Origin of the sequence: Pseudomonas sp. GZD-209, from assembly GCF_049310485.1 — a bacterium.
Lineage (GTDB): Bacteria > Pseudomonadota > Gammaproteobacteria > Pseudomonadales > Pseudomonadaceae > Aquipseudomonas > Aquipseudomonas sichuanensis.
Genome location: NZ_JBMOWQ010000094.1, coordinates 11,565 through 33,096 on the forward strand (window position 1 = coordinate 11,565; position 21,532 = coordinate 33,096).

Consider the following 21,532-nt stretch of genomic DNA (forward strand, 5'->3'; position numbering starts at 1 on the left):
GGCGTGCGGCCCCCACACGCGGGCAGATGGCACGCAGGAAGCCCGGACTAATAAGATGGCATTGAAATCCCCCGCGTTTCGTAGAAAGTTTCCATTGCTGGTCACTGGCGGTCTGCTGGCCCTGCAACCTTTGGCCATGCCGCATGCGTTAGCAGCCGAGCAGTTCGACTGCCAAGTGTCCGCTTCCGGTGGCTGGGACTGCAAGCCCAAGGCAGCCAGTAACCTGCCGCCTCGCCCGGTTCATCCGGGTGCCGCTGCCGCCAGCTCCGGTGGTGAAACACCGGAGCAAGTAGCCCAGGAACAGGCCGACAAGCCAGTGCTGGTTACCGAGAGCAAGGGCCGCGCCCTGAAATCGCGCAGCGAAGACTACAGCCACCTCGACTGGGTACCCCGCGAGAAGCTCACGGCCGCGCAACTGGCCGAGACCGGCCCGTACTGCGGTGGCGCCTATATCGAGCCAACCCGCCCAGGCATGGATGACACCACGCCCAAGGACGAAGCCCCGACCTACATCAACGCCAAGGTCTCCAAGTACCAGCAGGAGCAGCAGATCGCCACCCTCGCCGGTGACGTGGTCATGCGCCAGGGCAGCATGCAGGCCGAAGCGGACGAAGCCAACCTGTACCAGGCCGAGAACCGTGGCGAGCTCAAGGGCAACGTCAAGATCCGTGACAACGGCTCCCTGGTGGTCGGCGACGAAGCACAGATTCAGCTCGACACCGGCGAAGCCCGGGTCGACAACGCCGAATACGTGATGCACAAATCGCACATCCGCGGTAATGCGCTGTACGCCAAGCGCGCGGAAAACGCGATCATCCGCCTCAAGGACGGTACCTACACCACCTGTGAGCCGGGCAGCAACGCATGGCAGCTCAAGGGCAACAACATCACCCTGAACCCGGCCACCGGCTTTGGTACTGCCACCAACGTCACGCTGCGGGTCAAGGATTTCCCGGTCTTCTACACGCCGTACATCTACTTCCCGATCGATGATCGCCGGCAGTCCGGTTTCCTGCCGCCATCGTTCAGCAGCAGCGGCGATACCGGCTTCATGCTGGTCACCCCGTACTACTTCAACCTGGCGCCGAACTACGACGCCACGTTGTACCCGCGCTATATGGCCAAGCGCGGCATGCTCATGGAAGGCGAGTTCCGCTACCTGACCAAATCCAGCGAAGGTCAGTTCGGTGGCGCCTACCTGAGCGATCAGGACGACGACCGCAAGCTGCAGACGGACTACAAGAAAGAACGCTGGATGATCAACTGGCAGCACAAAGGCGGCCTGGATGATCGCCTGATGGGCGAGGTGGACTACACCGACATCAGCGACCCGTTCTACTTCCAGGACCTGGAGTCGGACCAGATCGGTGTCGAGAGCCGGGACTACGTCAACCAGCGCGGCACGCTGAACTACCGCGGCGACGACTACACCGCGCGCTTGAACGTGCACGCCTACGAGATGGCGACGATCTCGCAGATCACGCCCTACGACAAGCTTCCGCAGCTCTCGCTCAACGGCATGCTGCCGTACCATCCGGCCGGGTTCGACCTCAGTTACGAGACCGAAGCCGTTCGCTTCGAGCGCGACCTGAAGAACGACCTGGTGTTCGACAAGGACGGCAACCCGGACGCTTCGCTCGGCCTCGTGACCGATGCTGACGGCAATGTCCTGGGCGGCCGCCGCCTTGACGAGAGTGTCACCGGCATCGCCCGTGCCAACGGTACCCGCCTGAACGCGGCACCGGCCATCAGCCTGCCGATGGAAGCGAGCTACGGCTACCTCAAGCCGAAACTCAAGTACGCCGTCACCCGCTACGACCTCGACCTGGACAGCCAGGGCAAGGCCCAAGCGATCACCCAGTCGGGCCTTCCAGGCTATGGCAGCTATAACAGCTCGCTGAGCCGCGACATCCCGATCTTCAGCGTCGACAGCGGCCTGTACTTCGACCGCAACACCCAGATGTTCGGCACCAATTACCGCCAGACCCTCGAGCCGCGGCTGTTCTACCTCTACGTCCCGTACAAGGACCAGAAGGACATCCCGATCTTCGACACGGGTGAGCGCCTGTTCAACTACAACTCGCTGTTCCGCGACAACCGCTTCAGCGGCACCGACCGCATCGGCGACGAAAACAAGCTGTCGCTGGGCGTGACCAACCGCTGGATCGAAGACGATGGCTTCCAGCGTCAACGCTTCAGCATTGGCCAGGCGTTCTACTTCAAGGACCGCAAGGTCCAGCTGCCAGGCATCGACTACAGCACCCGCAAGGACAGCCTGTCGGATGTCTCGCCGTACGCACTGGAATACGAGTACGCCTTCAACCGCGACTGGCGCTTCAACTCGGACTTCAACTGGGACCCGGACAGCCGCAGCACCCGCTCGGGCAGCGCGATGTTCCACTACCAGCCTGAAGACAATCCGAACAAGATCGTCAACCTCGGCTACCGCTACCGCAACGACTTGATCACCTATGACCAGTTGACCGGTGTCTGGAAAGTCGGTGGCGGTGACTACGGCACGCCGGGCCAGCCTGGCTACATCAAGGATTACTACAAGATCCAGCAGCACGACTTCTCGGTCATCTGGCCGATCGTGCCGCAGTGGAGCGTGATCGCACGCTGGCAGCATGACTACAACCGCAACCGCACCCTGGAAGCCATGGGTGGTTTCGAGTACGACAACTGCTGCTGGAAGCTGCGCCTGATCAACCGCTACTGGATCGACTACGACGACTTCAGCCAGGCGGTCCCGGACAACGAGAAGGGCGACCACGGTATCTTCCTGCAAGTCGTGCTCAAGGGCCTCGGCGGTGTAGTGGGCAACAAGGTTGAGTCGTTCCTGGACAAAGGCATTCAAGGTTATCGTGAACGTGAAGACCAAGCTTATTGATCGTCTGCGCCCGCTGATGCTGGGCGCCGTTTTACTCAGTGGCGCGGCGCATGCCGCACCGCAGTCCCTGGACCGCGTGGTGGCCATCGTCGACAACGACGTGGTCATGCAGAGCCAACTGGACCAGCGCGTGCGTGAGGTCCAGCAGACCATCGCCAAGCGCGGTGGCGGCGTGCCGCCGGCTGGCGCGCTGGAGCAGCAGGTACTGGAACGCCTGATTGTCGAGAACCTGCAACTGCAGATCGGCGAGCGCTCGGGCATCCGCATCACTGACGAAGAGCTGAACCAGGCCGTCGCCACCATTGCCCAGCGCAATGGCATGTCGCCCGAGCAGTTCCGTGCTGCCCTGGCCCATGACGGCCTGTCGTTCGATGACGCCCGCGAGCAGATCAAGCGCGAGATGATCATCAGCCGCGTGCGTCAGCGTCGTGTCGCCGAACGTATCCAGGTGTCCGAGCAGGAAGTGAAGAACTTCCTCAATTCCGACCTCGGCAAGATGCAGATGTCGGAAGAGTACCGCCTGGCCAACATCCTCATCCCGACCCCGGAAAGCGCCAACTCCACGGCGATCCAGGCGGCAGCCCAGCAGGCTGGCCAGGTCTACCAGCAGCTCAAGCAGGGCGCCGACTTCGGCAAGCTGGCCATCGAACGCTCGGCCAGCGAGAACGCCCTGGAAGGCGGCGAGATGGGCTGGCGTAAAGCCGGCCAGTTGCCACCGGACTTCGCCAAGATGCTCAGCAGCATGGGCGTCGGCGACGTCACCCAGCCTATTCGCATCCCCAACGGTTTCATCATCCTCAAGCTCGAGGAGAAACGTGGTGGCAGCGAGAGCGTGCTGCGTGACGAAGTGCATGTGCGTCATATCCTGATCAAGCCAAGCGAGATCCGCAGCGAAGCCGCCACCAAGGAGCTCGCTGAAAAATTGTACGACCGGATCACCAGCGGCGAAGACTTTGCCACCTTGGCCAAGAGCTTCTCGGAAGACCCAGGCTCGGCACTCAACGGTGGCGACCTGAACTGGGTCGACCCGGACAGCCTGGTCCCGGAATTCCGCGAGCAGATGGCTGACGCCCAACAAGGCGTGGTGACCAAGCCGTTCCGTACCCAGTACGGCTGGCATGTGCTGGAAGTGCTGGGCCGCCGCGCCACCGACAGCACCGAAAAAGCCCGTGAGCAGCAGGCCATGAGCGTCCTGCGCAACCGCAAGTACGACGAAGAGCTGCAGACCTGGCTGCGCCAGATCCGCGACGAGGCCTACGTAGAAGTCAAGCTGCCTGGCGCTGACCAGGCCACCCAGTGAAGCCCCTGCGCTTCGCCGTTACACCCGGCGAGCCAGCCGGCATAGGCCCCGACCTGTGCCTGCTGCTCGCCGCCGAGGCCCAGCCCCATCCCCTGATCGCCATCACCAGCCGTGACCTGCTCGCCGAGCGGGCCACGCAGCTGGGCCTGGCCGTCAGCCTGCTGGCCGTCACCCCGGACAACCTGCCCGAACACCCTGCCCCTGCCGGCAGCCTGTACGTCTGGGATACACCCCTGGCCGCGCCGGTGGCCGCCGGGCAACTGAACAAGGCCAACGCCGCGTTCGTGCTGGATACCCTGACACGCGCCGGGCAAGGCTGCCTCGACGGGCATTTTGCCGGGATGATCACCGCCCCGGTACACAAAGGCGTGATCAACGAGAGCGGTATCGCCTTCTCCGGGCATACCGAGTTCCTCGCCGACCTCACCCACACCGCACAGGTGGTGATGATGCTGGCCACCCACGGCCTGCGCGTGGCCCTGGTGACCACGCACCTGCCGCTGCGCGACATTGCCGACGCCATCACCGCCGAGCGCCTGGAGCGCGTGACCCGCATCCTGCATGCGGACATGCGTGACAAGTTCGGCATCGGCAAACCACGCATCCTGGTCTGCGGGCTCAACCCGCATGCCGGCGAAGGCGGCCACCTTGGCCGCGAAGAAATCGACATCATCGAGCCCGTACTGGAGCGCCTGCGTACCGAAGGCATGGACCTGCGCGGACCATTACCGGCCGATACCCTGTTTACCCCAAAATATCTGGAGCACTGCGACGCGGTGCTGGCGATGTACCACGACCAAGGCCTGCCCGTACTCAAGTACAAGGGCTTCGGCGCCGCGGTCAACGTGACGCTGGGCCTGCCGATCATCCGTACTTCGGTCGACCACGGCACCGCCCTGGACCTGGCCGGTACCGGCAAGATCGACACCGGCAGCCTGCGCGTCGCCCTGGAAACCGCCTACCAGATGGCCGAGAACCGACCATGACCGAGCATTACCAACACCGGGCGCGCAAGCGCTTCGGCCAGAACTTCCTGCATGACGCCGGAATCATCGACCGCATCCTGCGGGCGATCCACGCCAAGGCCGGCGAAAACCTGCTGGAAATCGGCCCTGGCCAGGGCGCCCTCACCGAGGGCCTGCTGAACAGCGGCGCACAACTGGACGTGGTGGAGCTGGACAAGGACCTGGTGCCGATCCTGCAACACAAGTTCGCCGGGCGTGACAATTTCCGCCTGCACCAGGGCGACGCCCTGAAGTTCGACTTCAATCAGCTGGGTGTACCGCAACGCAGCCTGAAAGTGGTGGGCAACCTGCCCTACAACATCTCCACGCCACTGATCTTCCACCTGCTGGCACACGCCAACCTGATCCGCGACATGCACTTCATGCTGCAGAAGGAAGTGGTCGAGCGCATGGCCGCAGGGCCTGGCGGTGGTGACTGGGGGCGGTTGTCGATCATGGTGCAGTACCACTGCCGCGTGGAACACCTGTTCAACGTAGGGCCCGGCGCTTTCAACCCGCCACCGAAGGTCGATTCGGCCATCGTGCGCCTGGTGCCCCATGAAGTGCTGCCACACCCGGCCAAGGACCCGCTGCTGCTGGAGCGTGTCGTGCGCGAAGCGTTCAACCAGCGCCGCAAGACCCTGCGCAACACGCTCAAGGGCCTGCTCGACAGCCAGGCCATCGAGGCCGCTGGCGTCGATGGCAGCCTGCGCCCCGAGCAACTGGACCTGGCAGCGTTCGTGCGCCTGGCCGACAAGCTCGCCGAGCAGCAAGGCTGACCCCGCCTCGCAACACAGGCTCGCTCCCGTGGGAGCGGGCTTGCCCTGCGATCAGCCATGACTGGCCCTCCCCCCCGCCAATGGCCTAGACTGCGTTATTGCGTCAGTTCGCCCAAGGCCCTTGCATGTCCGACCCCCGCTACCAGATCGACGTCAGCGTCGTGACCCGCTACCTCAAAGAACAATCCGACCCCGAAAACAGTCGCTTCGCTTTCGCCTACACCATCACCGTGCAGAACAACGGCACGGTCAAGGCCAAGCTGATGTCGCGTCACTGGCTGATCACCAATGGCGATGGCGAAGTCGAGGAAGTGCGCGGCGCCGGCGTGATCGGCCAACAACCGCTGATCGAGCCGGGCCAGAGCCACACCTACAGCAGCGGGGCGGTCATCACCACCCGCGTCGGCACCATGCAGGGCAGCTATCAGATGTTCGCCGAAGACGGTAAACGCTTCGATGCCGAAATCGCGCCCTTCCGCCTGGCCGTTCCCGGGGCCCTGCACTGATGGCCACTTACGCGGTCGGTGACCTGCAAGGCTGCCTGCAGCCGCTCAAGTGCCTGCTCGAACGCGTACGCTTCGACCCTGCCGTCGATCGCCTGTGGCTGGTGGGTGACCTGGTCAACCGCGGCCCCGAGTCGCTCGAAACGCTGCGTTACCTGTACTCCATTCGCCACGCCCTGGTGTGCGTGCTGGGTAATCACGACCTGCACCTGCTGGCGGCCTGGCATAACGTCGAACGCCTGAAGAAGAGCGACACCCTGCGCGAGATCATCGAAGCGCCGGACGCCGACCAACTGTTCGACTGGCTGCGCCAGCAGAAGCTGCTGCACTACGACGAGCCCCGTGGCATCGCCATGGTTCATGCCGGGATCCCGCCGCAATGGACCCTGGGCAGAGCGCTGGAGCTGGCCGCTGAAGTCGAGGAAGTGCTGCGCGACGACAATCGCCTGAAGCTCTACCTGGACGGCATGTACGGCAACGAACCGAACAAGTGGAGCAAGGATCTCACCGGCGTCGAGCGCCTGCGGGTGATCACCAACTACTTCACCCGCATGCGCTTCTGTACCGCCGCCGGCAAGCTCGACCTCAAGACCAAGGAAGGCGCAGACAGCGCACCGAAAGGCTACAAGCCATGGTTCGACCACCCCGACCGCCGTGCGCGCCATGTGAAGATCATCTTCGGCCACTGGGCCGCCCTTGAAGGCCGCGTCGATGCGCCGGGCGTCATCGCCCTGGACACCGGCTGCGTCTGGGGTGGCGCCATGACCCTGTACAACGTCGACAGCGGCGAGTACCACCGCTGCGACTGCACCCGCGAGGGCACCCCTCGCCTGCCGGCAGCACCGGCCGCCCCTACCGATCAGCCCTGAAGGAACCGCCCCAATGAGCGAATTCAAGCGCATCACCCCCGAACAGGCCCTCGCCCTGCGCGCAGAAGGCGCGGTCGTGGTCGACATTCGCGACCCACAAGCCTATGCCGCCGGCCACATCAGCGGCGCCACTCATCTGGATAACCACTCGGTTGCCGACTTCATCCGCAACGCCGACCTCGACGCACCTACACTGGTAGTCTGCTACCACGGCAACTCCAGCCAGAGCGCCGCCGCCTACCTCGTCGGCCAGGGCTTCTCCAACGTCTACAGCATCGACGGAGGCTTCGAGCTGTGGCGCAGCACCTACCCGGGCGAAACCGCCCAGGGCAGCGCTGAATAATTTTTTCATTTTTCCTGCAGCCCGCGTTCCGTGCGGGCTCGCGACCGACCTGACGAACGGTCGCAGACGTCTTCTTCGCCCCCCGCCCTTGACCTCTCGTATAACCAACTATCCTTAAGCCCAGGCCATCCAAAAAAGGGGAGAGCCGGTACACCGGCGTGCGGGTCATCGGTAGCGTTTCAGGGTGTTCTGGGGGGTATACAGCAACCGGCAAAAACCGGTTGCATGCCAGCATCGGCTGACTGATCCGGCGTCGTCTCCACGTATCGAGCGAGGTGACGTCATGAGCATTTTTAGCCACTTCCAACAACGTTTCGAGTCCACCCGCCAGGAAGAACTCACGCTGCAGGAGTACCTCGAGCTGTGCAAAGAGGATCGCAGCGCCTATGCCTCGGCGGCCGAGCGGCTGTTGCTGGCCATCGGCGACCCAGAGCTGATCGACACCTCAAGCAACTCCAGGCTGTCGCGGATCTTCTCCAACAAGGTGATCCGCCGCTATCCGGCCTTTGCCGACTTCCATGGGATGGAAGAATGCATCGACCAGATCGTCTCCTACTTCCGCCATGCCGCCCAAGGCCTGGAAGAGAAGAAGCAGATCCTCTACCTGCTGGGCCCGGTGGGCGGCGGTAAATCGTCGCTGGCCGAGAAACTCAAGCAGCTGATGGAAAAAGTACCCTTCTATGCCATCAAGGGCTCGCCGGTATTCGAGTCCCCGCTGGGGTTGTTCAACGCCACCGAAGATGGCGCGATCCTCGAAGAAGAGTTCGGCATCAACCGCCGTTACCTGAACACCATCATGTCGCCCTGGGCCACCAAACGCCTGCAGGAGTTCGGCGGTGATATCAGCAAGTTCAAGGTGGTCAAGCTCTATCCCTCGATCCTCAACCAGATCGCCATCGCCAAGACCGAACCCGGTGACGAGAACAACCAGGACATCTCTGCCCTGGTCGGCAAGGTGGATATCCGCAAACTCGAAGAATTCCCGCAGAACGACGCCGACGCCTACAGCTATTCGGGCGCGCTGTGCCGGGCCAACCAGGGCCTGATGGAATTCGTCGAGATGTTCAAGGCGCCGATCAAGGTCCTGCACCCCTTGCTCACCGCCACCCAGGAAGGCAACTACAACAGTACCGAAGGGCTCGGGGCCATCCCCTATACCGGCATCCTGCTGGCCCACTCCAACGAATCGGAGTGGCACACCTTCCGCAACAACAAGAACAACGAAGCCTTCATCGACCGTATCTACATCGTCAAGGTGCCTTACTGCCTGCGGGTCAGCGACGAGATCAAGATCTACGACAAGCTGCTGGTCAACAGCTCGCTGGCCAAGGCCCACTGCGCGCCCGACACCCTCAAGATGCTGGCCCAGTTCACCGTGCTTTCGCGGCTCAAGGAGCCGGAAAACTCCAACATCTATTCGAAGATGCGGGTCTATGACGGTGAAAATCTCAAGGACACCGACCCCAAGGCCAAATCGATCCAGGAGTACCGCGACTCGGCAGGCGTCGACGAGGGCATGAACGGCCTGTCGACCCGCTTCGCCTTCAAGATCCTGTCCAAGGTATTCAACTTCGACCCGCACGAAATCGCGGCCAACCCGGTGCACCTGCTGTATGTACTGGAGCAGCAGATCGAGCAGGAGCAATTCCCGGCCGAAGTGCGCGAACGTTACCTGCGCTACCTCAAGGAATACCTGGCGCCGCGCTACATCGAGTTCATCGGCAAGGAAATCCAGACCGCTTACCTCGAGTCCTACAGCGAGTACGGCCAGAACATCTTCGACCGCTACGTGCTGTATGCCGATTTCTGGATTCAGGATCAGGAGTACCGCGACCCGGAAACCGGCGAGATCCTCAACCGCATCGCCCTCAACGAAGAGCTGGAGAAGATCGAGAAGCCGGCCGGCATCAGCAATCCGAAGGATTTCCGCAACGAAATCGTCAACTTCGTGCTGCGCGCCCGGGCCAACAACAATGGCAAGAACCCCAGCTGGCTCAGCTACGAGAAGCTGCGGGTGGTCATCGAGAAGAAAATGTTCTCCAACACCGAGGACCTGCTGCCGGTCATCAGCTTCAATGCCAAGGCCAGCAAGGAAGATCAACAGAAGCACAACGACTTCGTCACCCGGATGGTCGAGCGCGGCTACACCGACAAGCAGGTGCGTCTGCTGTCGGAATGGTACCTGCGGGTCAGGAAATCGCAGTAAGGCGGCAAGCGACAAGCCGCAAGTTGCAAGCCGCACGGCGCCAGGCTCAGCTCTGGCGCCACGGCTTTCAGCAGCGGTGGCTGCTCCATCTTGCAGCTTGAGGCTAGGGTCTGTGTGAAAAGTCTTGAGACGAAGGTCAGGCAAGGCGAAAACAGCCGAGGAAGCGGAGTTTACGGGTTGTAAATGAGCATTCCGAGGCTGTTTTCAACGCAGCATCACCGAGTATCAAGGCTTTTCACGCAGAACCTAGTAGCTGCATCCAGTCACCGGAGGGATTATGAGCTACGTAATCGACCGACGCCTGAACGGCAAGAACAAGAGCACGGTCAACCGCCAGCGTTTCTTGCGGCGGTACCGTGAGCACATCAAGAAAGCCGTCGAAGAGGCCGTTAGCCGCCGCTCCATCATGGACATGGAGCATGGCGAGCAGATCAGCATCCCGGGCCGTGACATCGACGAACCGGTGCTGCACCACGGTCGCGGCGGCAAGCAGACCGTCGTCCATCCCGGCAACAAAGAGTTCACTGCAGGCGAGCATATCGCTCGGCCACAAGGCGGCGGCGGAGGCGGCGGGCGTGGCAAGGCCGGAAACTCCGGCGAGGGCATGGACGATTTCGTCTTCCAGATCACCCAGGAAGAGTTTCTCGAATTCATGTTCGAGGACCTTGAGCTGCCCAACCTGGTCAAACGCCACCTGACCGGTGCCGACACCTTCAAGACCGTGCGCGCCGGGATCGCCAACGAAGGCAACCCCTCGCGCATCAACATCGTGCGCACCCTGCGTTCGGCCCATGCCCGGCGCATCGCGCTGACGGGCAGCAGCCGCGCACTGTTGCGCGAGGCACAAAAGGAGCTGGATCGGCTGAAAGTCGAGGAGCCCGACAACTTCACCGACATCCAGGAAACCGAGGCCGAGATCGAGCGGCTCAAGGCACGTATCAACCGCCTGCCGTTCCTCGACACCTTCGACCTCAAGTACAACCTGCTGGTCAAGCAGCCCAACCCCAGCTCCAAGGCGGTGATGTTCTGCCTGATGGACGTTTCCGGCTCCATGACCCAGGCCACCAAGGACATCGCCAAACGCTTCTTCATCCTCCTGTACCTGTTCCTCAAGCGGAACTATGACCGCATCGAGGTGGTGTTCATCCGGCACCACACCAGTGCCCGCGAAGTCGACGAGGAAGAATTCTTCTACTCCCGCGAAACCGGCGGCACCATCGTTTCCAGCGCGCTCAAGCTGATGCAGGAAATCATGGCTGAGCGCTACCCGGCCAGCGACTGGAACATCTACGCCGCCCAGGCGTCCGACGGTGACAACTGGAACGACGACTCGCCGATCTGCCGCGACATCCTGTCCAAGCAGATCATGCCGCACGTGCAGTACTACACTTATGTCGAAATCACCCCACGCGAGCATCAGGCGCTGTGGTACGAATACGAACGCATCGGCGAAGGTTTCCCCGACACCTTTGCCCAGCAACAGTTGGTATCGGCCGGCGACATCTACCCGGTCTTCCGTGAACTCTTCCAGCGCAGGTTAGCCACATGACCGCCAGAGAGCAGAGACGCCAACCCATTTCCACCGGCTCCGAATGGACATTCGAGCTGATCCAGACCTACGACCGCGAAATCAGTCGCCTGGCCGCGCGTTACGCGCTGGATACCTACCCCAACCAGATCGAAGTGATCACCGCAGAACAGATGATGGACGCCTACGCGTCCGTCGGTATGCCGTTGGGTTATCACCACTGGTCCTATGGCAAGCAATTCCTCAGTACCGAGAAATCCTACAGCCGTGGGCAGATGGGCCTGGCCTACGAGATCGTGATCAACTCCGATCCGTGCATCGCCTACCTGATGGAAGAGAACACCATGTGCATGCAGGCACTGGTGATCGCCCATGCCTGCTATGGTCACAACAGCTTCTTCAAGGGCAACTACCTGTTCCGTACCTGGACAGACGCCAGTTCCATCATCGACTACCTGGTATTCGCCAAGCAGTACATCGCCCAGTGCGAGGAGCGCCACGGCATCGACGCTGTCGAGGACCTGATCGACTCCTGCCACGCCCTGATGAACTATGGCGTCGACCGCTACAAACGCCCCTACCCGATCTCGGCCGAAGAAGAGCGCCGCCGGCAAAAGGAGCGGGAAGAACACCTGCAACGGCAGATCAACGACCTGTGGCGCACCATCCCCAAAGGCACCGAAAAGGGCGGCGAGCGCGACGATGCGCGCTTCCCTGCCGAACCTCAGGAAAACATCCTGTATTTCATCGAGAAACACGCGCCGCTGCTCGAACCCTGGCAACGTGAAGTGGTGCGCATCGTGCGCAAGATTGCGCAGTATTTCTACCCGCAACGCCAAACCCAGGTGATGAACGAGGGTTGGGCGACCTTCTGGCACTACACCCTGATGAACGACCTGTACGACGAAGGGCTGATCACCGAAGGCTTCATGATGGAGTTCCTGCAGTCGCACACCAGCGTGGTGTTCCAGCCGGGCTTCGACAGCCCCTATTACAGCGGCATCAACCCCTACGCCCTGGGGTTTGCCATGTACACCGACATCCGCCGTATCTGCGAAAACCCGACGGAAGAAGATCGCCGCTGGTTCCCGGACATCGCCGGCAGCGACTGGCTTTCCACCCTCAAATTCGCCATGAGCAGCTTCAAGGACGAGAGCTTCATCCTGCAGTACCTGTCACCGAAAGTGATGCGCGACCTCAAGCTGTTCAGCATTCTCGACGACGATCAACGCGACGATCTGCTGGTGCCGGCGATCCATGACGAGGATGGCTATCGCACCATCCGTGAACAGTTGGCCGCCCAGTACAACCTGGGCAACCGTGAACCCAACGTGCAGATCTGGAGCATCGACCGTCGCGGCGACCGCTCCCTGACCCTGCGCCACCAGCAGCACAACCGTAAACCACTGGGCGACTCCACCGACGAAGTGCTCAAGCACCTGCACCGCCTGTGGGGCTTCGACATCCACCTCGAGACCGTTCAGGGCGACCAGGTGATGAAAACCCACCACATGCCGCCCCGCAGCGAACACGGCGAGGCAGGCGACTACGGGCGCATGGACCTGGCCGTGGTGCACCACCTCTAGCGCAGCACCCCTCCATTGCTGCCGACAAGGTATCCTGTCGCCAGTAATGGAGGTTCCACATGCAGATCTACAAGGTTGGCGGCGCCGTGCGCGACCGTCTGCTCGGCCGCCCGGTCAGCGACATCGACTGGCTGGTGGTCGGCGCCACGGTCGAACAGATGCAGGCCCAGGGCTTTCGCCCCGTCGGTGCCGATTTCCCGGTATTCCTGCACCCGAAGACGGGCGAGGAATATGCCTTGGCCCGCACCGAGCGCAAAAGCGGCCGTGGCTATGGCGGTTTCACCTTTCACGCAAGCCCGGATGTCACCCTCGAAGAAGACCTGATTCGTCGCGACCTGACCATCAACGCCATGGCCGAGGACGAACAGGGCACGCTGTACGATCCCTACCACGGCAAACGCGACCTGGATGAACGCATCCTTCGCCATGTTTCCCCGGCGTTCGCCGAAGATCCCCTGCGGGTACTGCGTGTTGCCCGTTTTGCTGCCCGCTACGCGCCGCTGGGTTTCAAGGTCGCCGAAGAAACCTTGGGGCTGATGCGCCAGATTGCCGAGTCGGGCGAACTCCAGGCGCTGACCGCCGAACGCAGCTGGAAAGAGATCGAGCGTGCGTTGATGGAACGCGAGCCGCAGGTGTTCATTGAAGTGCTGCGTAGCTGTGGCGCGCTTATGGAACTGATGCCCGAGCTTGCGCACGGCGCTGACACATTGTCGGCGCTGCACCAGGCGGCAAGGCGTCAGCAGCCGCTGCCGGTGCGCTGGGCGTGCCTGCTGCGAGGGTTGCAGCCTGCCGCGATCAAGGCGCTCAACCAGCGCCTCAAAGCCCCGCGCGAATGCCAGGAACTGGCGGCGCTGGTGGGGGAGTTTGCCGAACGAGCGGACCATGCTCTGGCGTTGGAGCCTGCAAGCCTGCTGGAGATGCTGCAGAAGTTCGACGTGTACCGGCGGCCGCAGCGCTTCGAGGACTTCATCGCTGCATGCGAGATGGCGACGCTGGGCTCAGGTTATCCACAGGGCGAGTACTTGCGCGGGGCCGCAGAAGCGGCGCGTGCTGTGGATGTGAAGCCATTGCTGGAAACCGGGCTTACCGGCCAGGGCCTGGGCGAAGCGCTCAAAGCCGAGCGCCTGAAGGCGCTCGATGCCTACAAGTCCGCTTGATCTGCCCGGCCGCTTCGCGAGCAGATCTCAGCGGCGAATACATCACTAAGGGGGCAAAAGAGCTTTGCCCCCGACCATAGAATCTCCTACAAGAAGACATGCAAGTCCATTGCGTGGGAGCGGGTTTACCCGCGAAGAGGGCGGCGCAGGCTCACGCTGGGGTCAACTGCAACCCACGCCACTCGAACGGCACCGGCGCCAGCACCTGTTCGATGCTCGCCTCATGCCACAGCTGCGCCATGCTTTTCCCTGCGCCCGGATGCATCAGCGCCGGCGCCAGCAGCGATAGCGGCCACAGCACAAAAGCATTTTTCAGGATTTCCGCACGCGGCAGCACCAACCCATCGAAGGTGCCGTGCAGATCGCCGTACATCAGCACATCGATATCCAGCGGCAAACCCTTGCGGTCCGGCGCATATCGGCCATTTTCCGCCTCGATGAACTTGAGCCGACGGTCGAACTCCAGCAGCGGCAACTCGGTTTGCCCGCGCACCACCAGGTTGTAGAACGGGCCGCTCTTGATGCCCACCGCCTGGCTCTCGAACACTGCCGAACACTGCATGCCGCTGAGCATGCCAGCCAATGCATCGAGCCCCGCACACAAGTGCCGCTCGCGGTCGATGTTGCTGCCCAGGCCGAGGTAAACCGTGTTCAGAGACATCCGCGCTCGATCTCCACGCCAACGCCGCCGCGAGCCGCCGGCACTGCGCCCGGCTTGGTGAGCTTGAGGCGCACCCAGGGGATGTTGAACTCGGCCATCAGCACCGCCACCAGGCGCTCGGCGAACGTCTCGACCAGCTCGAAGCGAGCCTGCTCGGCAAACGCCTGGACCCGCGCCGACACGCTGGCATAGTCCAGTGCCAACGACAGGTCATCACCGGCGGCGGCCGGGCGGTTGTCCCAGGCGAAACTCAGGTCCAGGCGCAGGCACTGGCGAATATCCCGCTCCCAGTCGTAGGCGCCGATCACGGTATCGACTTCCAGGCCTTCGATGAACACTCTGTCCAAGCACTTCTCTCCACAGCACGACAAGGGCGACGGGCGCCGTTAGAATCAGGGCGTCCTCGCCCGGAATAGTTAGCATGTTTTGGTCACTGGCGCTGCTTGCCTACCTGCTCGGCTCTCTGTCCTTTGCCATCGTCCTGAGCCGCCTCAGCGGCAGCCCCGACCCCCGCTCCAGCGGCTCGGGCAATGCCGGCGCCACCAACATGCTGCGCCTGGCCGGGCGCAAGCTGGCGATCCTGACGCTGCTGGGCGACCTGTGCAAGGGCATGCTGCCGGTGCTGCTGGCACGCCTGGCCGGGCTGGACCTGCAAGAGCAGGCCTGGGTCGGTGTCTGCGCAGTAGTCGGCCATCTGTTCCCGATCTACTTCCGCTTTCAGGGCGGCAAGGGTGTGGCCACTGCCGCTGGCATGCTCATGGCCCTGTACTTGCCGGCCGCCCTGCTGGCCATCGGCGCCTGGCTGCTGACCTTCTACCTCACCCGCACCAGCTCGTTGGCCGCGCTGATCGCCACGCCCCTCACCCTGCCACTGCTGGCCTGGCGCGAGCCCGCAGCCCTGCTGCCAATGACCGTGCTCACGGTGATGATCGTCTGGCGCCATCGCAACAATCTGCGTGACTTGTTTGCCGGGCGCGAACGGCACTTCTGAAACCCTCGCCCGCACCCAGCCCTTTGTTACAGTGCCGGCAATTGCTCCATCGGCCAGCGCGGCTGCACGCTGATCGCCAGGTCCTGCTGTTGCCCGGCCATCAGGCGCTGGCAGCCAGCATAGGCGATCATCGCGCCATTGTCGGTGCAGAAGCGCGGGCGCGCGTAATAGACGTTGCCCTTGAGGCCGGCCAGCATGGTCTCCAGTGACGTGCGCAGGGCGGTGTTGGCACTCACGCCACCGGCGATGACCAGGCGCTTGAGGCCGGTCTGCTTGAGCGCCCGCTTGCACTTGAAGGTCAGAGTGTCCACCACCGCTTGCTGGAAGGCCAGCGACACGTCGCAACGGGTTTGCTCGTTGTCGTCCCCGGCTTCGCGGCATTTTTGCCAGGTGTTCAGGGCGAACGTCTTGAGGCCGCTGAAGCTGAACTGCAGGCCTGGGCGGTCGCACATCGGCCGCGGGAACACGAAGCGCCCTGGGGTGCCTTGCTCGGCCAGGCGAGCGATTTCAGGCCCACCTGGATAATTGAGGCCGATCAGCTTGGCTGTCTTGTCGAACGCCTCGCCGGCCGCATCGTCCAGGCTCTCGCCGAGCAGTTCGTATTGGCCAATGCCATCGACCCGTACCAGCTGGGTATGGCCGCCCGACACCAACAAAGCGACGAACGGAAACTCCGGCGGCTGCTCTTCGAGCATCGGCGCCAGCAAGTGCCCTTCCATATGGTGCACACCGATCGCCGGGATATCCCAGGCAAACGCCAGGGCCTGGGCGCAGGAGGCGCCCACCAGCAACGCGCCGACCAGGCCAGGACCCGCGGTGTAGGCGATGGCGTCGATCTCGGTGGCGACGCAGTCGGCCTCCTCCAGCACCTGCCGGATAAGCGGCAGCATGCGCTTGACGTGGTCGCGCGAGGCAAGCTCGGGTACCACGCCACCATAAGCGCGATGCAGGTCGATCTGGCTGAACAGCGCGTCGGCCAACAAGCCGCGTTCGCTGTCGTATAATGCGACGCCAGTTTCGTCGCAGGATGTTTCCAATCCCAGTACTAGCATGGGTTCGTGCCCTGTCGAGGCTGAATTCGAAGGCGCGCATGATAGTCCCCGCACCCTGTGCCGACCAGCGGTTTTCGATCAGAGGCTTTGCATTCCTGCCAGCTAAGGGTTAACATCCGCAACCCTTGAAAACCGACGTACTCCAGCACACCTTATGTTTTGCCAGGAGCACGTCTACCCCGGTAATGAATTAAGGTAGCCCTGGATGCCAGCCGTCAAAGTTAAAGAGAACGAACCCTTCGACGTAGCTCTGCGTCGTTTCAAGCGCTCCTGCGAAAAAGCCGGTGTACTGGCTGAAGTTCGTAGCCGCGAGTTTTATGAGAAGCCGACCGCCGAGCGTAAGCGTAAAGCCGCTGCCGCTGTAAAGCGTCACGCGAAGAAAGTTCAGCGCGAACAGCGCCGCGCAGTTCGTCTGTACTAATACAGCCGTTCTACGCAAAGCTTCTGCCCCGCCCGGCCTCGTGTCGGGCAGATGGCAGCGGTCGTTTCAAACCCTTGGCCATGCGCCTGGGGTGCCCCGGCAAAAGCCATGGGCAATCTGCAACAACACGTCAGACCTGGCCATTGGCCAGACGTGCACGTCCTTTCTGACGAGCCCTCACAGGCTGGTGACGAGCACATACCCCTTCGCAACACCCCACGCCAAACCCGAGCACAAGCGTTTAGACTTGCCAGTTGCCAGATGACGAGGCTGCCATGGCCGGGCTGATTCCCCAGAGTTTCATCGATGACCTCCTGAACCGCACCGACATCGTCGACGTGGTGAGTTCGCGCGTCCAGCTGAAAAAGACCGGCAAGAATCTTTCCGCCTGCTGCCCGTTCCACAAGGAGAAGTCCCCCTCCTTCACCGTCAGCCCCGACAAGCAGTTCTACTACTGCTTTGGCTGCGGCGCCGGCGGTAACGCGCTGGGCTTCATCATGGACCACGACAACCTGGACTTCCCCCAGGCGGTCGAGGAACTGGCCCGTGCAGCCGGCATGGAAGTGCCACGCGAAGAGGGCCGCAAGGGGCAGAAGCCGCGCCAGCCAACCGACTCCCCCCTGTACCCGCTGCTCGAAGCGGCCAGCGAATTCTATCGCCAGGCCCTGCGCAGCCACCCGACCCGCAAGGCGGCGGTGGACTACCTCAAGGGCCGCGGCCTGTCCGGCGAGATCGCCCGCGATTTCAGCCTGGGCTTCGCCCCACCAGGCTGGGACAACCTGCTCAAGCACCTGGGCGCCGACACGCTGCAGCAGAAGGTGATGATCGATGCCGGCCTGCTGATCGAAAACGCCGAGAGCGGCAAGCGTTACGACCGTTTTCGCGACCGCGTGATGTTCCCGATCCGCGACAGCCGCGGCCGGGTCATTGCCTTCGGCGGCCGGGTACTGGGCGACGACAAGCCCAAGTACCTGAACTCCCCGGAAACCCCGGTATTCCACAAAGGCCAGGAGCTGTACGGCCTGTACGAGGCACGCAAGAACAACCGCAACCTCGACGAAATCATCGTCGTCGAAGGCTACATGGACGTCATCGCCCTGGCCCAGCAGGGGCTGCGCAACGCCGTGGCGACACTGGGCACGGCCACCAGCGAAGAACATCTCAAGCGCCTGTTCCGCGTGGTGCCCAGCGTCCTGTTCTGCTTCGACGGCGACCAGGCGGGGCGCAAGGCCGCCTGGCGCGCACTGGAGTCGACCCTGCCGAGCCTGCAGGATGGCCGCCGCGCACGCTTCCTGTTCCTGCCCGAGGGCGAGGACCCGGACAGCCTGGTCCGCGCCGAAGGCACCGACGCCTTCCATGCCCGCATCAATCAGCACGCCCAGCCGCTGGCCGACTATTTCTTCGAGCAGTTGAGCAACGAAGCTGATCCGCGCTCGCTGGAAGGCAAGGCGCACATGGTCACGCTGGCCGCTCCGCTGATCGAAAAGGTCCCAGGGGCAAACCTGCGCCAACTGATGCGCAACCGTCTGAAAGAAATCACCGGCCTCGACCCGCAGCAGCTGGAGCAACTGGCGCAGAGTGCGCCGGCTGCCAGCAGCGTGCCGGATTACGACCCGGGCTTCGACTACGACGCCATGGCCAGCTACACCCCGGACTATGGCGACCTGCAGCACCAGCCCGACTACGCCCCGGCGCAACAGGAGCAACGCCCCTGGACACCGAACAAGGGCGGCAAGAAACAATGGGAAGGTAAGCCCTGGGACAAGAAAGGCGGCAAGCCCTGGCAACGCGATGGCCAACGTGGCGACGCACCACCGCGGGTGCCGGCGCCGGTGGAGCCACCGTCGTTATCGGCGTTGCGCACGCTGTTGCACCACCCGTTGCTGGCCGGCAAGGTCGAAGATGCCGGGCATTTCGCCGACGAGCAGCAACTCTACAGCCAACTGCTGGTGGCCCTGATCGAGGCTGCGCAGAAGAATCCTAAGCTAAGCTCTATGCAGCTGATCGCACGCTGGCATGGCACCGAACAAGGCCGCTTGCTGCGCGCCCTGGCGGAAAAGGAATGGTTGATCGATGCCGACAACCTTGAACAACAGTTTTTCGACACTATAACTAGTTTGTCCGCCCGCCAACGCGAGCGCAGCCTGGAACATTTGATCAGCAAATCTCGTCTAACTGGCTTGGACGAGGACGAAACTGCCAAGCTTCGTGACTTGCTCCGCCGCAATGTTCCCGCACAAAACCCGACCTCATCTGGCGCGTGAGGTCCATGCTCGGGTATAATCCTCGGCTTGTTTTTTGCCCGCCAAGACCTTCAGTGGATAGGGTGTTATGTCCGGAAAAGCGCAACAGCAATCTCGCATCAAAGAGTTGATCACCCGCGGTCGTGAGCAGGGCTACCTGACTTACGCGGAGGTCAACGACCACCTGCCCGAGGATATTTCAGATCCGGAGCAGGTGGAAGACATCATCCGCATGATCAACGACATGGGGATCAACGTATTCGAGAGTGCTCCGGATGCGGATGCCCTGTTGTTGGCGGAAGCCGACACTGACGAAGCCGCAGCCGAAGAGGCCGCCGCAGCGTTGGCGGCAGTTGAGACCGATATCGGCCGCACGACCGACCCGGTGCGCATGTACATGCGTGAAATGGGTACCGTCGAGCTGCTGACCCGCGAAGGCGAGATCGAAATCGCCAAGCGCATCGAGGAAGGCATCCGTGAAGTCATGGGCGCCATCGCTCACTTCCCCGGCACTGTCGACCACATCCTCAGCGAATACGACCGCGTCACCTCCGAAGGTGGCCGTCTGTCCGACGTCCTCAGCGGTTATATCGACCCTGATGACAACATCGCCGCACCGACCGAAGAAGTACCGATCCCAGGTGCCAAGGCTGCTGCCGCGAAGGAAGAGGAAGACGAAGACGAAGAGAACGCCGAGAGCAGTGACGACGAGGAAGAGACCGAAAGCGGTCCGGACCCTGTCGTTGCAGCCCAGCGTTTCGGTGCAGTCTCCGAGCAGCTCGTCATCACCCTCAAGGTGCTGAAGAAGCATGGCCGCACCCATGCCGAAAGCATTGGCGCCATGCAGGCCCTGGCTGATCTGTTCATGCCGATCAAGCTGGTACCCAAGCAGTTCGAAGCACTGGTAGAGCGCGTTCGCAGCGCCCTGGACCGTCTGCGCCAGCAAGAACGCGCCATCATGCAGCTGTGCGTGCGTGACGCGCGCATGCCACGTGCCGACTTCCTGCGCCTGTTCCCGAGCAACGAGACCGACCAGACCTGGAGCGGTGACCTCGCCAAGCGCAGCACCAAATGGGCCGCCGCCCTGGGTGAGAAAAACGCCGCGATCGTCGCCTGCCAGCAGAAACTGATCGACCTTGAGACCGAGACCGGCCTGACCGTTGCCGAAATCAAGGAAATCAACCGTCGCATGTCCATCGGTGAGGCCAAGGCCCGCCGCGCCAAGAAGGAAATGGTCGAGGCGAACCTGCGTCTGGTGATCTCCATCGCCAAGAAGTACACCAACCGTGGCCTGCAGTTCCTCGACCTGATCCAGGAAGGCAACATCGGCCTGATGAAGGCGGTGGACAAGTTCGAATACCGTCGCGGCTACAAGTTCTCGACCTATGCCACCTGGTGGATTCGCCAGGCGATCACCCGTTCGATCGCCGACCAGGCGCGCACCATCCGTATTCCGGTGCACATGATCGAGACGATCAACAAGCTCAACCGCATTTCCCGGCAGATGCTGCAGGAAATGGGTCGTGAACCGACCCCGGAAGAGCTCGGTGAACGCATGGAGATGCCAGAGGACAAGATCCGCAAGGTATTGAAGATCGCCAAGGAGCCAATCTCCATGGAAACGCCGATCGGTGACGACGAAGACTCGCACCTGGGCGATTTCATCGAGGACTCCACCATGCAGTCCCCGATCGACGTGGCCACGGTCGAAAGCCTCAAGGAAGCGACCCGTGACGTGCTCTCGGGCCTGACCGCACGTGAAGCCAAAGTGCTGCGCATGCGTTTCGGCATCGACATGAACACCGACCACACCCTCGAAGAAGTCGGCAAGCAGTTCGACGTGACCCGCGAGCGGATCCGTCAGATCGAAGCCAAGGCGCTGCGCAAGCTGCGCCACCCGACGCGAAGCGAGCATCTGCGCTCCTTCCTCGACGAGTGATGACGAACCCCGGCCCAGGCCGGGGTTTTTCTTATGTGACAAAAGGTCATGACCGGCGTC

The 21,532-nt window shown here is 62.5% G+C and carries 18 protein-coding genes; 15 read left to right on the plus strand and 3 right to left on the minus strand.

The window, feature by feature from the left end; genetic code table 11:
* Nucleotides 1-55: 55 nt before the first annotated feature.
* The 11 genes from ACO6VM_RS12230 to ACO6VM_RS12280 all read left to right on the plus strand — a co-directional run bounded on the left by ACO6VM_RS12230 (nt 56) and on the right by ACO6VM_RS12280 (nt 14,165).
* Nucleotides 56-2,890 (plus strand): LPS-assembly protein LptD, encoded by a 2,835-nt coding sequence (locus tag ACO6VM_RS12230; RefSeq protein WP_401057638.1) that lies wholly within the window; start codon nt 56-58, stop codon nt 2,888-2,890.
* A complete protein-coding gene (surA, locus tag ACO6VM_RS12235; protein WP_347148827.1) occupies nt 2,871-4,190 on the plus strand; it encodes a peptidylprolyl isomerase SurA in 1,320 nt (439 codons plus the stop codon). The genes ACO6VM_RS12230 and surA overlap by 20 nt, the downstream gene beginning before the upstream one ends.
* Entirely contained in the window at nt 4,187-5,176 is a 990-nt protein-coding gene (gene pdxA / locus ACO6VM_RS12240; RefSeq protein ID WP_401057637.1) for a 4-hydroxythreonine-4-phosphate dehydrogenase PdxA, read from the plus strand. Before surA ends, pdxA begins: the two co-directional genes overlap by 4 nt.
* Nucleotides 5,173-5,973: a 16S rRNA (adenine(1518)-N(6)/adenine(1519)-N(6))-dimethyltransferase RsmA gene (rsmA, locus tag ACO6VM_RS12245; RefSeq protein WP_401057636.1), complete on the plus strand. Its 801-nt coding sequence runs from the start codon at nt 5,173-5,175 to the stop codon at nt 5,971-5,973. Before pdxA ends, rsmA begins: the two co-directional genes overlap by 4 nt.
* 125 nt (nt 5,974-6,098) lie before the next feature.
* Nucleotides 6,099-6,479 carry a Co2+/Mg2+ efflux protein ApaG gene (gene apaG, locus ACO6VM_RS12250; protein ID WP_422403328.1) on the plus strand — a complete coding sequence of 127 codons (381 nt, stop codon included), beginning with the start codon at nt 6,099-6,101 and terminating at the stop codon, nt 6,477-6,479.
* Nucleotides 6,479-7,345 carry a symmetrical bis(5'-nucleosyl)-tetraphosphatase gene (locus ACO6VM_RS12255; RefSeq protein ID WP_422403329.1) on the plus strand — a complete coding sequence of 289 codons (867 nt, stop codon included), beginning with the start codon at nt 6,479-6,481 and terminating at the stop codon, nt 7,343-7,345. Before apaG ends, ACO6VM_RS12255 begins: the two co-directional genes overlap by 1 nt.
* A gap of 13 nt (nt 7,346-7,358) precedes the next feature.
* The gene (glpE, locus tag ACO6VM_RS12260) at nt 7,359-7,688 is read left to right on the plus strand and encodes a thiosulfate sulfurtransferase GlpE (RefSeq protein WP_323833249.1); all 330 of its coding nucleotides are present in this window, start codon (nt 7,359-7,361) and stop codon (nt 7,686-7,688) included.
* A 283-nt stretch (nt 7,689-7,971) separates the two neighbouring features.
* Nucleotides 7,972-9,894 carry a PrkA family serine protein kinase gene (locus ACO6VM_RS12265; RefSeq protein WP_110994287.1) on the plus strand — a complete coding sequence of 641 codons (1,923 nt, stop codon included), beginning with the start codon at nt 7,972-7,974 and terminating at the stop codon, nt 9,892-9,894.
* Nucleotides 9,895-10,171: 277 nt separating this feature from the next.
* A complete protein-coding gene (locus ACO6VM_RS12270) occupies nt 10,172-11,443 on the plus strand; it encodes a YeaH/YhbH family protein (protein WP_110994288.1) in 1,272 nt (423 codons plus the stop codon).
* Nucleotides 11,440-13,008: a SpoVR family protein gene (locus ACO6VM_RS12275; RefSeq protein WP_110994289.1), complete on the plus strand. Its 1,569-nt coding sequence runs from the start codon at nt 11,440-11,442 to the stop codon at nt 13,006-13,008. Before ACO6VM_RS12270 ends, ACO6VM_RS12275 begins: the two co-directional genes overlap by 4 nt.
* Before the next feature lie 59 nt (nt 13,009-13,067).
* On the plus strand, nt 13,068-14,165 hold the full coding sequence (locus ACO6VM_RS12280; RefSeq protein ID WP_422403330.1) for a multifunctional CCA addition/repair protein: 1,098 nt from the start codon (nt 13,068-13,070) through the stop codon (nt 14,163-14,165).
* A 151-nt stretch (nt 14,166-14,316) separates the two neighbouring features.
* Here the strand turns inward: ACO6VM_RS12280 and folK are convergent, their stop codons facing one another.
* Complete coding sequence (gene folK, locus ACO6VM_RS12285) at nt 14,317-14,826, minus strand: 2-amino-4-hydroxy-6-hydroxymethyldihydropteridine diphosphokinase (protein WP_279846039.1); 510 nt, start codon at nt 14,824-14,826, stop codon at nt 14,317-14,319.
* Complete coding sequence (gene folB / locus ACO6VM_RS12290; protein ID WP_110994292.1) at nt 14,817-15,173, minus strand: dihydroneopterin aldolase; 357 nt, start codon at nt 15,171-15,173, stop codon at nt 14,817-14,819. Before folB ends, folK begins: the two co-directional genes overlap by 10 nt.
* A gap of 74 nt (nt 15,174-15,247) precedes the next feature.
* Here folB and plsY point away from each other — a divergent pair, with 74 nt between their 5' ends.
* Complete coding sequence (gene plsY, locus ACO6VM_RS12295) at nt 15,248-15,817, plus strand: glycerol-3-phosphate 1-O-acyltransferase PlsY (protein ID WP_401057633.1); 570 nt, start codon at nt 15,248-15,250, stop codon at nt 15,815-15,817.
* Nucleotides 15,818-15,843: 26 nt separating this feature from the next.
* On the opposite strand, the gene tsaD is transcribed toward plsY, so the two are convergent.
* The gene (gene tsaD / locus ACO6VM_RS12300; protein ID WP_422403331.1) at nt 15,844-16,869 is read right to left on the minus strand and encodes a tRNA (adenosine(37)-N6)-threonylcarbamoyltransferase complex transferase subunit TsaD; all 1,026 of its coding nucleotides are present in this window, start codon (nt 16,867-16,869) and stop codon (nt 15,844-15,846) included.
* A 205-nt stretch (nt 16,870-17,074) separates the two neighbouring features.
* Between tsaD and rpsU the strand changes: the two genes are divergently transcribed.
* The 3 genes from rpsU to rpoD all read left to right on the plus strand — a co-directional run bounded on the left by rpsU (nt 17,075) and on the right by rpoD (nt 21,472).
* Nucleotides 17,075-17,290: a 30S ribosomal protein S21 gene (rpsU, locus tag ACO6VM_RS12305; RefSeq protein ID WP_003255575.1), complete on the plus strand. Its 216-nt coding sequence runs from the start codon at nt 17,075-17,077 to the stop codon at nt 17,288-17,290.
* Between the two features lie 275 nt (nt 17,291-17,565).
* Nucleotides 17,566-19,554 (plus strand): DNA primase, encoded by a 1,989-nt coding sequence (dnaG, locus tag ACO6VM_RS12310; RefSeq protein WP_401057632.1) that lies wholly within the window; start codon nt 17,566-17,568, stop codon nt 19,552-19,554.
* 67 nt (nt 19,555-19,621) lie between these two features.
* Complete coding sequence (gene rpoD, locus ACO6VM_RS12315; protein WP_110994296.1) at nt 19,622-21,472, plus strand: RNA polymerase sigma factor RpoD; 1,851 nt, start codon at nt 19,622-19,624, stop codon at nt 21,470-21,472.
* The last annotated feature ends 60 nt before the right edge of the window (nt 21,473-21,532 follow it).